This is a genomic window from Natrinema sp. HArc-T2 (genome assembly GCF_041821085.1).
GTDB lineage: Archaea > Halobacteriota > Halobacteria > Halobacteriales > Natrialbaceae > Natrinema.
Genome location: NZ_JBGUAZ010000002.1, coordinates 257,189 through 269,413, shown reverse-complemented (window position 1 = coordinate 269,413; position 12,225 = coordinate 257,189). Strand labels below are relative to the sequence as shown.

The window sequence follows — 12,225 nt, the reverse complement described above, 5'->3', positions numbered from 1 at the left end:
CTACTATGTCTCACGACGAACCCACTCCAGTCACGCACGAACTGCCCGACAGCCCCGTCCACACGTCGGGGACCGACCACATCACCATCTGGGGATCCAACGAAGAAGACACGATCGAGTTCTACCAGGACCTACTCGGGATGCCGCTGGTCTTGCGCCAGCCGAACCTCGACGATCCCTCGCAAACTCACCTGTTCTTCGATACGGGTGATGGCCGCATCTTGACCTTCTTTGTCAGCGACGACCGCCCGTCCGCCCGCGGCCAGCGCGCCGGCGTCGGCGCGGTGCATCACCTCTGTTTCAGCATCGATCCCGACGAGTACGAGGATACGATGGACGCACTCGAGGACGCCGGCCACGGCTACAACGTCTTCGACCGGGGGATCTTCCACTCGATCTACACCCGCGACAACAACGGCCTCGTGATCGAACTCTCGACGGACAAATACGAGATCCCCGACGACCGCCGGGGCGAAGTGCTGGCGAAAGCCCAGGAACTTCGCGAGGAAGACGGGGCTGACTACGCCAAAGACGAGCACCTTCGCGGTGCGATCGAGGCCGTCGGGCTCGAGGTCGTCGAACACGACCTGCCCGACGCCAGCGCCGGCGTCGGTGGTCTCGAATGAGCGCTGACGGGCGCGGCGACGGCCCCCATCAGGGCCAGCAACTCGTCACCGGCGGGACCGACCTCGCGGACGCCGAGGCGGCGCTCGTCCTCACCCACGGTCGTGGCGCGACCGCCCGCGGGATGATCCAGTTGGCCGAGGAGGTCCAGCAGGATGGCGTCGCCGCCCTCGCCCCCCAGGCGGCCCGCCGGACGTGGTATCCGAACTCGTTTCTCGCGCCCGTCAAGCAAAACGAGCCCGGCCGATCGTCAGGGCTGCAGGCGATCAGTGACGCGATTGCCGAGGCGAACGACGCCGGCATCCCGACCGAGCGGGTCATGCTGGTCGGCTTCTCGCAGGGTGCCTGTCTCGCCAGCGAATACCTTGCGCGCAACCCGCGCCGCTACGGCGGATTGGTCGCCCTCAGCGGTGGGCTCATCGGCGAGGAACTGGACGACGAGTATCCCGGCGATCTCGAGGGGACGCCGATCTTTCTGGGCTGTAGCGACGTCGATCCCCATATTCCCGAAGAACGGGTCCACGAGACGGCTGCCGTCTTCGAGTCGATGGACGCTGACGTGACGAAACGTCTCTACGAGGGGATGGGCCACGGCATCAACGAGGACGAGATGGCGGTCGTCTCGGAAATGGTTGCGGACCTCACCGACGACCGATAGCGACTACGCTCGAGACCTGCGTCAGGTCAGCGGAAGCGTCGGATCAGCGAAAGACGGTTACCGGGACAGGCGAACGACGGACGATCTTTTCCGCGACGCTGCCGAGTAAGACCCGCGAGAGGCCGGATCGACCGTGGCTGCCGATGATGATGTGGTCGATGTCGTTGTCCTCGGCGAAGCGGACGACCTCGCGTGCGGGCTTGCCGACGGCTGTTTCGGTTCGAAAGTCGAGGTCGGGGTCGCTGACGAACTCGTCGATCTCTTCGGGGAGTTCCTCGGAGACTTTCTCTTCGCGGTCTCGGAGCATTTCCTGTGCGGCCATGATCCCGGCACCCGTGGAGCCGTCCGCCGCTTCGATGACGCGCAACAACACGATCTCCTCGTCGGGATACGTGGTGAACGCGTGTTCGACTGCCTTCTGTGCGGGTGCGGAGCCATCGTACGCGACGAGTATTGCCATACCTGTGATCGGCGTTTCAGGATCATAAACCCGCCCGATGGCGACCGATCGGCTTCGCGGCTCGCTTCTCCCGTGAAAACGCTTCGACAAAACTGCCTCGAGAACGGAGCACGTCGGGTCTCGCGGTTCTCGCTTACTTTGTTCGCTCCGAACCGCGCTACTCCTCGAACCCGTCTTCGAATCGGAACGTGCCGTTTCGCTGGACGACTTCGCCGTCGACCTCGATGAACGAATCCTCGCTCATGTCGACGATCATGTCGACGTGGACTGCCGAGTCGTTCTGTTCGTTGTCCTCGCCGACGGTGTCGTCGTAGGCTCGACCGACGGCCATGTGGACGGTGTCGCCCATCTTCTCGTCGAACAGCATGTTGTAGGTGAACTGGTCGATATCGCGGTTCATCCCGATGCCGAGCTCGCCCAGCCGGCGCGCACCGTCGTCGGTATTGAGGACCTCCGTCAGGACGTCCTCGTTTTTCGCCGCCGAGTGGGAGACGACTTCGCCGTCTTCGAACTCGAGGAAGACATCCGTGATCTCGCGGCCCTGGTGGTACAGCGGCATGTCGAACAGGACCTCACCCTCGACGCTGTCGGGTTGGGGCGCAGTAAAGACCTCACCGCCGGGGAGGTTGTGTTCGCCGTGGTCGTTCAGCGTCGGATTGCCCGCGACAGACATGGTCACGTCGGTCGTGTCGCCGCTGACGATACGGACCTCGTCGGCGGGGTCCATGATTTCGACCATGTTCTCCTGGTGTTCGCGCTGAGCCTCCCAGTCTTTGTTGACGGCGTCCCAGACGAAGTTCTCGTAGCCCTCGGTGCTCATTTCTGCGAGCTGGGCGTTGGCGGGCGCAGGGAACTGCGTGAGACACCAGCGTTTGGAGAGGCGTTCGTTCAGGATTGGGCGGTGGGCCTGCTGGTAGGCCGCGCTGATCTCGGGGTCAACGTCGCTGGTCTGGGTGACGTTGTCGCTTGCCCGGATCGCGATGTAGACGTCGCTGTGCTCGACGAGCGCGCGTTCGTGCTCGGGCGTCTCGAACTCGCCGTCGGACGCCCGCAGGAAGGCCCGCTGGCTGCGCTTGCCGGTTCGCTGGCTCGTCGTGACGGGGTTTGCCCCCTGATCACCGATCACTTCGTGGAGTGCGACGACCAAATCTTCGGCGACCGGGTGGGCGTCGATGATGACGTTGTCGCCCTCCTCCAGATCGACCGAGTGGTTGGCGATGATCTCGGCGTGTTCCCGAATGCGTGGGTCCATGCTCCGGTATTAGAAGGGGAGGGAAAAAACGGTTCGTGATGCGGACAGTCGGCGACGAGACGGACTCGAGTCGGATTGGCTCGGACGGACGACTGTCACCCCGTCTCAGCGCTCGCCGCGCATGCCATCGCGGAACTCGAGGACGGTTCGTCGCAAGAGGAGATACGCGAAAAAGACCAGCGATAGCAAAATGGCGACGACCGCGATGATGACGGGATCGTCGGGAAGGAGACCGATGATGGGATCCAGCATACGCGACCGCTACACTGTCACTGTGGTTAACCGTTTCGACCTCGACCGGTTGTATCCGCGCCGACACGTCTGTAACTAAAATCGGAATTTCAGCTTGCGCCGACTATAATGTGGCACGGCTCCTTCCTTCGGATAGGCCTCGACGCAGGCGACCGCGACCGTGAGGCCTGTTGCCTTCCCCTGTGACCCCCTGCCGTCTGCCCGTCCGCCGTCTGACAGCCGACCCCTGCTGACGGCAGGCTCCCTCTGACATCTTCACAAACCACTCCCCGCTGACGTTGCGCGCTGGTCCCGTGTCACGTTCGGACCCTGTTTCTGTCCCCCGAGTCACGCCGGGCGAATTGCGACCGACTCGATAGGCGTTCCGTCCAGCTGTCGGATCGATCCGTCGAGTCCGCCGTCGTCACGTTCCTCGAGGACGGCAAATCCCGGTCGGTTTCCGCGTGGATCGGCGTGACTGCCGGGATTGAGCAGGGAGATGTCGTCGGCTTCGACGACTGTCGGTCGATGACTGTGCCCAAAGACGACGAGGTCGGCACCGCGCGAGCGGCCAAACATGGCGAGGCCAGTTTCGCCGCCGTCCTGTCGGTGGGTGACGGCGATGCGGACACCTCCCGCTTCGACGACGCGGGCCATCGGCAGTCGTTCTCGAACTGCGGCGCTGTCGGCGTTTCCGTGGACTGCAAAGAAACGGTCACACTCCCTCTGGAAGTCCTCGAGTGCGGCTTCACTCGTGAAATCGCCCGCGTGGACGACGACGTCGGCTTCGCGGGCCGCGGTCAGCGCCTCGTCCTCGAGTTCGTGGCCGCGGCGACTGTGTGTATCCGAAAAGATCGCGATCATGGTCGTCGTTCGGCCCACGGTGACAGGTTCCTTTCGGATACGATCGCCGCTGTCCGTCGACGCGTGCTGCTGGGGGTCTGCTGATTGGGTCGAATTCGAACTGAGTGTCCCTAGATTGGCTTATACTTTTGGGAGAGCCACCCGTAGTCACCGGCGATGGCCAGTAGTACCTCCGTCGTTCTCGCCGCCCTGTTCGCAAACGGTGCGATCGCGGTGCTGAAGTTCGGCGGCTTTCTGCTCACGGGGAGTCCCGCGATGTTGTCGGAGACGTATCACTCGATTTCGGATACGGGCAATCAGGTCTTCCTGTTGGTCGGGATCAAGTACGGCGCACAGGAAGCCACCCGCAGTCACCCGTTCGGCCACGGTAAGGCCCAGTTCTTCTACAGTCTGCTGGTCAGCGTCATGCTCTTTGGCATCGCCGGCTGGGAGAGCGCGCGCCACGGGATCAGCGCGCTGCGAGCGGGTGGCGTCCACCGCGCCAGCGAGGACGTCACGCTGCTGGGGGCGACGTTCGACCCAGTCTACGTCAACTACGCCGTCCTGCTCGGGGCGATCCTTTTCGAGTCCTACGCACTCTGGAAGGCCTACCAGGGGATCAGCCGCCAGATGGACGAGTACGGCTGGACGAGCCTTCGGGAAGCGTTCCGGAAGACCAGCGACGTGACGACGCTGACAGCGCTTACCGAGGACACCATCGCACTCGCCGGCGCGGGCATCGCGCTGCTCGGGGTCTACCTCACGCGGACCACCGGCAATCCGACCTACGACGCTGGCGCGGCGCTCGTCATCGGGCTTATGCTCATGGGCTTTGCCGTCGCGCTTGCCTGGGAGAACAAGCGACTCATCCTCGGCGAGAGCCTTCCGAAAGCCGACGAAGACGAACTCCGGACGATCGTCAGCGAGTGGGATGGCGTCATCGACCTCGTCGACTTCCGGACCGTCTACTTCGGCGCCGAAGAACTGCTCGTCACCGCTGACGTTGCCTTCGAGTCCGACCTCGACGCCGAGACGATCGATGACCGCATCACCGACCTCGAGCGCGCCCTGAAAGCCCACGACGACCAGATCCAGCGCATCTACATCGAACCCGAATCGTAGCCGCCCGAACGCTACTCGCCGGCTTTCTCGCCACGATCGTCGTAGACGGCGACAACTGTCGCTCCCGGCGGTCGCTCGTTGAGCACTGCCGTGACCGTCGTCTCCTCGAGATCGACCGCCGAGTGGAGTCGCTGCCACTCGTCCCCGGTCTCGACGGCGACCGCGACGTCGGTCGGACTCGCTCCCGCCGGCAGGGCCGTCGGATCGTAATCGAGCACGACCCGGAGCGCTTCGACCGCTCGAAGCTCGTCACACGCCACGAGGTCGACCGGCTCGCCCAGCGCAGCCGCCGGCGGTTCGCTGTCGCTTCGGGCGAGGCCGAACGCCTCCGGGACCACGCTCGCCACGAGGTCGACGCGGGCACCCGCGTGCTTGAGGCTGTATTCCGCGACGGTACTGGCATCGTATCCAGGGATTGCCATACCGGAGGCAGCGTCTCGAGATATATGTCCCTGTACCGCGCGGTTGCTGGCCGGTCGGCTGAGGTCCGCGCCCTCGCCCGATCGGCAAGTGCCGATTGAATCGAGACGAACGTTTTTATCGCAGCGCGAACCACTCATGGACTGTGTCCGAGACCGGGTATCTGCGCTTTTTCCCGTACGATCGGCCGTACGAGAATCAGCGCGAGGCGATGGACCGCATCCACAACGCCCTCACGCGGGGCCAGAACGTCCTCTTCGAGGGTGCCTGTGGGACCGGCAAGACCCTCTCGTCGCTCGTGCCGGCCCTCGAGGTGGCCCGCGAGCAGGACAAGACGGTCGTCATCACGACCAATGTCCACCAGCAGATGCGCCAGTTCGTCGCCGAGGCCCGCGCGATCACGCGCGAAGAACAGATCCGCGCGGTCGTCTTCAAGGGCAAGTCCTCGATGTGTCACATCGACGTCGGCTACGAGGAGTGTCAGGCCCTGCGGGACAACACCCGCGCCGTCGTCGACGCCGAACGCGACCAAGCCCAACTCGAGCGCCGCCAGCGCGAACTGCTGGCCGAAAGCCAGGACGGCGACGGCGCGGCGGCTGATGCCCGCGCAGCGGTGATGGACGAACTCGAGACCATCGAGGAGCGCCTCGCTGATCTCGAGGAACAGAACGTCTGCGAGTACTACCGGAACAACCTGACACAGGATACGGACGACTTCTTCGCGTGGCTCTTCGAGGACGTCCGCACGCCCGACGAGATCTACGAGTACGCTGACCGACAGGAGCTCTGTGGGTACGAACTCTTGAAGGAGGGAATCGAGGGCGTCGATCTGGTCGTCTGTAACTACCACCACCTGCTCGATTCGACGATTCGCGAGCAGTTCTTCCGGTGGTTGGGTCGCGATCCTGACGACGTGATCGCCGTCTTCGACGAGGCCCACAACGTCGAGGACGCCGCTCGCGAGCACGCTACCCGGACCTGCTCCGAGCGCACGTTCGACTCGGCGCTCGACGAACTCGCCGACACCGATGATCCTCGTTCAGAAGACGCTGCGAACGTCCTCTCGGCGTTTCACCGCGCGGTCGTCGAAACCTACGAGGAATCCTTCGGCTTCGGCGAACGCGAGCAGATCGCCGAGAACTGGACGGACGTATCTATCGCCAACGACGACCGCAAGGACGACCTGACTCTCGAGTTTCTCCAGCGCTACTCCGGGCGGGGAATCAGCGAGGACCTCGAGGCTGCGATGAAACTCGGTCAGGAGTTAGACGAGGAGTACGAGGAGGCCTACCGAGAGGGCGAGACGGCCACGCGGACGGAGTGTCAGACCCTGCAGGCCGCGGCCTTTGTCAGCGCTTGGATGAACGAGGGCTCGAAGGAGGGGCTCTACCCGGTCGTCTCCGTCACCCGAGACGCCGGCACCGACGAGGTCTACGGTCGCGCGGAACTCTACACCTGCCTCCCGCGACAGGTAACCGGTCGGCTGTTCGAGGAGGTCCACGCGACGGTCCTGATGAGCGCGACCATCCAGCCGTTCGAGGTCACCAAGGACGTACTGGGGCTCGAGGACGCCGTGACGATGGCCTACGGGCTCGGCTTCCCCGAAGCGAACCGCCGCACGTACGCCGTCGAGACGCCGCCGTTGTTCTCGTCGGATCGCGACGATCCTGCGGTCCAGGAGGCGGTGACCGAGACGATCCACGACGCCGTTCGGATGACTCCCGGCAATACGCTCGCGTTCTTCCCCAACTACGCCGAGGCGAGCCGGTATGCCGATCGGATCGCAGGCCGGAGCGACCGGTCGGTGTACGTCGACGAGCCGGGCCAGTCCGTCGAAGACCTTCGCCAGCAGTTCATCGCGGACGACGACGCGGTGTTGTGTACCTCGCTGTGGGGCACTCTCGCGGAAGGAGTGAGTTTCGACGGCGACGACGCGAACACGGTGCTGGTCGTCGGCGTCCCCTATCCACATCTGGATGACCGTGCTGAGGCAGTCCAAGAGGCCTACGACGCCGCCTTCGACGGCACCGACACCGGCTGGCGCTACGCCGTCGAGATCCCGACGGTTCGAAAGACGAGACAGGCACTGGGTCGGGTCCTTCGCTCACCCGAGGAGGTCGGCGTCCGCGCGCTCCTCGATCGACGCTACTCGCGGCGGGCGAAATCGGAGCTGGGCAAGTACAGCGTCAACGGCATCTTTCCCCACGAGGAACGCGAGGAACTGATCGATATCGAGCCGGACAAACTCAAGTTCGCGATGCGGAACTTCTACGGCGACCACGACGCGTACGACGGCGAGCCGCCGGCACCCTAACAGCCAGATCAGTCGGCAGCCACTGTCGCGAGTGGCTCCCACTCCTGGTAGCCGCCGGCCATACTCACGACGCGCTCGGCATCGCCGTACTTCGCGATGAGCCGGGCCGCCTGGATCGACGAGTTGCCCCTGTAACAGTAGACGACCACTTCGTCGGCCCAGTCGCGCTCGACGACGGTCTCCTCGAGTTCGTCGATGGTGACGTGGTCGGCCTCGGGGAGGTGGCCGTCGGCGTAGTCCTCGTCCTCACGGATGTCGATCAGGTCGAACTCGTCGCCGCGCTCGAGGCGTTCGCGAATCGTCTCGGTGGAGACTTCCTCGATCATGCTTGCTTTCGGAGGTAGATGCGGTAGGTCGCGTCGCCGCTGCGCCAGACCTGTGCCTCGGCGTCGTCGCCGACGGCGCGGGGCACGTTCTCGGTACAGGGGACGTGATCGGTCTCCTGGACGAGCAGGTCGCCCGCCTCGAGGTCCTGCAGGCCTTTCTTGGCCTCGACCTGCGGGTAGGGACAAACCTCGCCGGTCATGTCCTGGACGAGGTCGGCATCCTCGAGCAGCGCTTCGGCTTCGTCGTCGGTCAGTTCGTCTGGCGTGTTCGTGACGTCGTCGATGGATGGCATTGTCTGTTGTAATGGTGGCGTTCAGTGAGCGAACGATTCAGATCGCACAGCCGACGTCGCGGTAGATCCAGTGGGTCATCACGTAGACGCCGGCAACGATACCGACGGCCGCGATGAACGAGTGGACCGACAGCTCCGCGATGCCGGAGTAGATGTTCCCGATGTTGCAGCCGGGGGCGAGCCGCGAGCCCGCCCCCATCATGAGGCCGCCGACGACGGCGTTGGGGAGCCGTCGGCGCTTCGGGACGCGCAGGGCGAAGTCACCGCTCCAGACGGCGGCGAGGAACGCGCCGACGATGACGAACGCGATCATCACCATGTCGACGGTCACGCCGACGCCCTGGCCCTGAAAGAGGATCGAGCCCCAGTACTCGAACGAGCCGGCGTCGACGCCGACCTGCGAGAGGAGATAGCCCGTCCAGCGGGCCTCGGGGCCGGTGACGCCGACGATCGAGACCTGGGTGAACCAGAGCACGGCGGCGGCGGTGATTCCGAGCGCCGCAGTGCGGGGGTCCCACGGCTGCTTGCTCGCGGCAATTGGGTGTCGCCACGCGTGGACGAGCCCGCGGACGTACGCTGTCGTGCCGTGTGCGAACCCACGAAGGCCCACGACCGGTGCGGACAGCGTACTCGGCGTGAACTGGGCCACGTCAGCGCGCTCGCCGAAGGCGGTCCCCGTCGACGAGCGACCGACCAGCGTGGCGTAGACGAGCAGGCCGGCGCCGGCGATCGCGATGCCGACCAGGCTGGCCGGGACGGACGTAACGGTAAACAGGCTCACGCCCTCACCGAACGTCAGCGGCCCGAAGTACGTGCGCTCGAGCGTCGGGAAGGCGACGGTGAAGCCAGCGTAGCCGACGCCCATGAACAGCAGCGTGAGCCAGAACTGCAGATAGCCTTCGCCGGCGCGGTAGAGCGTGCCGCTGGCACAGCCACCGGCGTAGGTCATGCCCACGCCGAAGATGAAGCCGCCGACGAGTCCCGTCAGCCCCCAGTTGGGCGTCCAGAACCCCTGATAGTAGCCCAGTTGGTAGGCGATACCCCAGAAGATCATCGTCAGAAACGTCGCTGCGAGGGCGCCTTTCGTGACCCGGGAGTCCTTGTACGCGAAGAAGTCCCGGAAGGCGTTGACGAAGCAGAACCGCCCCTTCTGGAGGAAGGCTCCGAGGGCGAGTCCCACGACCGCTGCGACGAGTAGCGTTGCGACCACATCGGAACCAGTAGCCAGATGGACTTAATCCACAGCGAGCCGGCTGACGCTACCCGGACTCTTGACGACTCTCATGGCCGAATTCGGGCGTTTTGTCCGACTAGAACGCCACTCGCAGTGACGGGTCGCTGCAGTCGCCAACGGCGATAGCCGCGATATTTGCGGGAACCTCGGACGCGCTGTGTCATGCGCTTCGGCCGACAGCGTGTGTGACGACCCCTACGACGGCAAGGAGACGCGACTGACCGGCAACTTGTACGTCCCGTCCCAGAACTCGAGTTCGCTGACCGTCCACCGGACGGGCTCGATCTCGCGATCGGCCAGCCGCCGTGCGGTCTCGATGTCGCCGCCGCGGGCCAGCGTCACGTGGGGGACGTAGTCCGCGCCCTCGAGTCCCTCGACGACGTCGAAGGCCTCGGTGAGGTCGGCGTGGATCCCCTCGAGACCGGGACTCTCGACGGCCAGATAGACGACCGGCGCTGACCCCAGTGGCGGGTCCTCGAAGTAGTCGATCCCCGTAATTTCGGCCTCGACGGCGGGAGCGCCCTCGAGCGCGCGGTGGGCGCGGTGTTGTAGCTGTGCGACGTGGTCGGCCTCGCCGAGTCGCTTGAGTAGACACGAGTGGTCCTCGCGGACGGTTTCGAAGCCGACCAGCTCGGGATAGAGGCGATCCGCGAGCTGGCGGACACGACCGGGGACCGGGACGTTGACGCTGTACACTTCGGTCGATGTTTGGCCGAAGTGGCTATCAGTCTGGTGGTCTCTGGCCCGACAGTCCGCTTTTGATCACTTTAGATGCGGTCGAGCAACCAGAGCACGATCAGGATGGCAACCGCGAGTTGGACGACCACGACGAACGGACCGAGCAGCCAGGCGAGCCCACTGATCACCGTCTCTACGATCTCGAGGACGAGCAAGACGGCGACCAGCCCGAGGACGAGTTTCAGCAGCGTTTCAACCCCAAGTTCGCCGCGAATGTCAGACATATGTGCTAATATTCGCACGACTGTATGAAAAATATACTGCTTCTGTGTCGGAAAGACCTATTTGTGAGGCCACGGCATATGTTCGTAATGGAGGTGAGGGGGCTCCGAGCCCTGGTCTGCCTGCTCGTGGTGGTTGCATGTTCGGGTGCGTGCGTCCCGGTGGCACCTGCGACAGCGGACGCTGGGACGGAGACGGTGTTGCGACAGGTCCAAGCTGGCGACGGTGAGACGGCCACGAACGACACCGTGGCACTCGAGGACGCCGACCGAATCCATATCGATGTCTTCATTGCCGAGAACGGCTCTGCGCAGGTAACGACAGATTATCAGTTCTATCCTGACGAGAACGGGTCGATGGCACGGTGGGAGTCGTTGCAGTCCAACATCTCGACGAATACCGACTGGTACGTCGCGACGGAACGACGTGACTGGAACGAGACGGTCGCGAAGGGTGAAAACGCCACGGAGCGTGAAATGAACATCTCGAACCTATCGGTTACGACCGAAAAAGACTCGCAACCGGAGGAGATCGGGCATGCCAAAGTCACGTTCCAGTGGTCGGACTTCGCCCACGTCGAACTGAATCGGATCGAGGCGGGTGCTGCGCTGTCCGGGTTCACGCTCAGTAACGAGACGACGTTGCAGTTTCGCTGGCCGGATGAGTATACGATCTACGAGGACGACGGCGAACCGCACGTCGACCCAGTCCCGGATGAACGATCCGAGGCACTGGTGAAGTGGGACGGCGAGAAAACCTTCCCCGACGATCAGCCACGGCTCGTCCTGATCAAAAACGGCGACTCGGCGACGGGACAGACGCCAGCCACCGGTGGCCCGCCGATGCCGTGGGTGATCGTCTTCCTCGCGCTGGCCCTGTTGGCGACCGTCGCCGTTGCCGGCTGGCTACGCAGTCGCAATCGACCTCCTAGTCGCGGAACCGACGGCGAGACCGACGTCGCGTGGCGAGCGGACGGCTCGAGTGCAGCCGACTCGAGCATCGCTGAGACGCCGCCGGAGTTGTTGAGCAACGAAGAGCGGGTGTTGCGACTGCTCGAGCAACGCGGCGGACGGATCAAACAGCAGGAAGTCGTCTCGGAACTGGACTGGACCGAGGCCAAAACGAGTCAGGTCGTCGGCGACTTACGCGAGGACGACGAGATCGAGGTCTTCCGCATCGGTCGGGAGAACGTCCTGTCACTGCCCGACGACGAGTAAGGCCGTCGTCGAGAGCGCGATGTAGCAGGTTTTAATATTGTGGGTCCGCAGTGTTCCGACAATGAGCCAGACCGTCGGCACCACGCTCGCTGTCACCGGTACCGACGGGACCGTCGCTCGGCGACGACCGCGACGATTCCGACCGGGCCTTTGAGCCCGTACTATCTTCCTTCCCTGTTCCGGTTCGTTCCAACTTTCCCGAAACTGCAGTATTTTCGGTTAGCAGCAGCTCTCTCGCTATTTTACGGAATTGAAACCAATGTGCTTAAGT

Annotated in this window: 15 protein-coding genes; 5 read left to right on the top strand and 10 right to left on the bottom strand. The window is 64.1% G+C overall.

The genetic code is table 11. The features are described 5' to 3' along the window. The first annotated feature begins 5 nt into the window (after nt 1-5). Together ACERI1_RS05805 and ACERI1_RS05800 are read left to right on the top strand one after the other, a co-directional pair. Nucleotides 6-626: a VOC family protein gene (locus ACERI1_RS05805; protein ID WP_373617128.1), complete on the top strand. Its 621-nt coding sequence runs from the start codon at nt 6-8 to the stop codon at nt 624-626. Continuing rightward, entirely contained in the window at nt 623-1,282 is a 660-nt protein-coding gene (locus ACERI1_RS05800; protein ID WP_373617127.1) for an alpha/beta hydrolase, read from the top strand. Before ACERI1_RS05805 ends, ACERI1_RS05800 begins: the two co-directional genes overlap by 4 nt. Nucleotides 1,283-1,325: 43 nt before the next feature. Here ACERI1_RS05800 and ACERI1_RS05795 read toward each other — a convergent pair whose 3' ends face one another. The 4 genes from ACERI1_RS05795 to ACERI1_RS05780 form a co-directional block, all read right to left on the bottom strand. Next, nucleotides 1,326-1,742 carry a universal stress protein gene (locus tag ACERI1_RS05795; RefSeq protein WP_373617126.1) on the bottom strand — a complete coding sequence of 139 codons (417 nt, stop codon included), beginning with the start codon at nt 1,740-1,742 and terminating at the stop codon, nt 1,326-1,328. Nucleotides 1,743-1,899: 157 nt separating this feature from the next. Continuing rightward, entirely contained in the window at nt 1,900-2,994 is a 1,095-nt protein-coding gene (locus ACERI1_RS05790) for an aminopeptidase (RefSeq protein WP_373617125.1), read from the bottom strand. A gap of 105 nt (nt 2,995-3,099) precedes the next feature. Continuing rightward, nucleotides 3,100-3,246, bottom strand: a complete 147-nt coding sequence (locus ACERI1_RS05785) for a hypothetical protein (protein ID WP_373617124.1) — start codon at nt 3,244-3,246, stop codon at nt 3,100-3,102. 327 nt (nt 3,247-3,573) lie between these two features. After that, the gene (locus ACERI1_RS05780; RefSeq protein ID WP_373617123.1) at nt 3,574-4,089 is read right to left on the bottom strand and encodes a metallophosphoesterase; all 516 of its coding nucleotides are present in this window, start codon (nt 4,087-4,089) and stop codon (nt 3,574-3,576) included. A 156-nt stretch (nt 4,090-4,245) separates the two neighbouring features. On the opposite strand from ACERI1_RS05780, the gene ACERI1_RS05775 reads away from it, so the two are divergent. Beyond that, nucleotides 4,246-5,190, top strand: a complete 945-nt coding sequence (locus ACERI1_RS05775; RefSeq protein ID WP_373617122.1) for a cation diffusion facilitator family transporter — start codon at nt 4,246-4,248, stop codon at nt 5,188-5,190. 11 nt (nt 5,191-5,201) lie between these two features. Here the strand turns inward: ACERI1_RS05775 and ACERI1_RS05770 are convergent, their stop codons facing one another. Further along, entirely contained in the window at nt 5,202-5,612 is a 411-nt protein-coding gene (locus ACERI1_RS05770; protein WP_373617120.1) for a hypothetical protein, read from the bottom strand. 143 nt (nt 5,613-5,755) lie between these two features. Here ACERI1_RS05770 and ACERI1_RS05765 point away from each other — a divergent pair, with 143 nt between their 5' ends. Continuing rightward, nucleotides 5,756-7,924 (top strand): ATP-dependent DNA helicase, encoded by a 2,169-nt coding sequence (locus tag ACERI1_RS05765; RefSeq protein WP_373617119.1) that lies wholly within the window; start codon nt 5,756-5,758, stop codon nt 7,922-7,924. A gap of 8 nt (nt 7,925-7,932) precedes the next feature. Here ACERI1_RS05765 and ACERI1_RS05760 read toward each other — a convergent pair whose 3' ends face one another. From ACERI1_RS05760 to ACERI1_RS05740, 5 genes are all read right to left on the bottom strand, one after another. Then, entirely contained in the window at nt 7,933-8,250 is a 318-nt protein-coding gene (locus ACERI1_RS05760; protein WP_373617118.1) for a rhodanese-like domain-containing protein, read from the bottom strand. Next, nucleotides 8,247-8,543, bottom strand: a complete 297-nt coding sequence (locus ACERI1_RS05755; RefSeq protein WP_373617117.1) for a sulfurtransferase TusA family protein — start codon at nt 8,541-8,543, stop codon at nt 8,247-8,249. Before ACERI1_RS05755 ends, ACERI1_RS05760 begins: the two co-directional genes overlap by 4 nt. 37 nt (nt 8,544-8,580) lie before the next feature. Further along, on the bottom strand, nt 8,581-9,753 hold the full coding sequence (locus ACERI1_RS05750) for a YeeE/YedE family protein (RefSeq protein ID WP_373617116.1): 1,173 nt from the start codon (nt 9,751-9,753) through the stop codon (nt 8,581-8,583). 219 nt (nt 9,754-9,972) lie between these two features. After that, a complete protein-coding gene (locus tag ACERI1_RS05745; RefSeq protein WP_373617115.1) occupies nt 9,973-10,473 on the bottom strand; it encodes a 2'-5' RNA ligase family protein in 501 nt (166 codons plus the stop codon). Nucleotides 10,474-10,544: 71 nt separating this feature from the next. Next, complete coding sequence (locus ACERI1_RS05740) at nt 10,545-10,739, bottom strand: hypothetical protein (RefSeq protein ID WP_373617113.1); 195 nt, start codon at nt 10,737-10,739, stop codon at nt 10,545-10,547. A gap of 87 nt (nt 10,740-10,826) precedes the next feature. Here ACERI1_RS05740 and ACERI1_RS05735 point away from each other — a divergent pair, with 87 nt between their 5' ends. Then, nucleotides 10,827-11,954 (top strand): helix-turn-helix transcriptional regulator, encoded by a 1,128-nt coding sequence (locus ACERI1_RS05735; RefSeq protein ID WP_373617112.1) that lies wholly within the window; start codon nt 10,827-10,829, stop codon nt 11,952-11,954. Nucleotides 11,955-12,225: the final 271 nt, after the last annotated feature.

What these genes read in the sequence shown, in the direction of transcription:
- ACERI1_RS05805 (WP_373617128.1), top strand. Translation starts at nt 6, where the DNA reads ATGTCTCACGACGAACCCACTCCAGTCACGCACGAACTGCCCGACAGC.
- ACERI1_RS05800 (WP_373617127.1), top strand. Translation starts at nt 623, where the DNA reads ATGAGCGCTGACGGGCGCGGCGACGGCCCCCATCAGGGCCAGCAACTC.
- ACERI1_RS05795 (WP_373617126.1), bottom strand. Translation starts at nt 1,742, where the DNA reads ATGGCAATACTCGTCGCGTACGATGGCTCCGCACCCGCACAGAAGGCA.
- ACERI1_RS05790 (WP_373617125.1), bottom strand. Translation starts at nt 2,994, where the DNA reads ATGGACCCACGCATTCGGGAACACGCCGAGATCATCGCCAACCACTCG.
- ACERI1_RS05785 (WP_373617124.1), bottom strand. Translation starts at nt 3,246, where the DNA reads ATGCTGGATCCCATCATCGGTCTCCTTCCCGACGATCCCGTCATCATC.
- ACERI1_RS05780 (WP_373617123.1), bottom strand. Translation starts at nt 4,089, where the DNA reads ATGATCGCGATCTTTTCGGATACACACAGTCGCCGCGGCCACGAACTC.
- ACERI1_RS05775 (WP_373617122.1), top strand. Translation starts at nt 4,246, where the DNA reads ATGGCCAGTAGTACCTCCGTCGTTCTCGCCGCCCTGTTCGCAAACGGT.
- ACERI1_RS05770 (WP_373617120.1), bottom strand. Translation starts at nt 5,612, where the DNA reads ATGGCAATCCCTGGATACGATGCCAGTACCGTCGCGGAATACAGCCTC.
- ACERI1_RS05760 (WP_373617118.1), bottom strand. Translation starts at nt 8,250, where the DNA reads ATGATCGAGGAAGTCTCCACCGAGACGATTCGCGAACGCCTCGAGCGC.
- ACERI1_RS05755 (WP_373617117.1), bottom strand. Translation starts at nt 8,543, where the DNA reads ATGCCATCCATCGACGACGTCACGAACACGCCAGACGAACTGACCGAC.
- ACERI1_RS05740 (WP_373617113.1), bottom strand. Translation starts at nt 10,739, where the DNA reads ATGTCTGACATTCGCGGCGAACTTGGGGTTGAAACGCTGCTGAAACTC.
- ACERI1_RS05735 (WP_373617112.1), top strand. Translation starts at nt 10,827, where the DNA reads ATGGAGGTGAGGGGGCTCCGAGCCCTGGTCTGCCTGCTCGTGGTGGTT.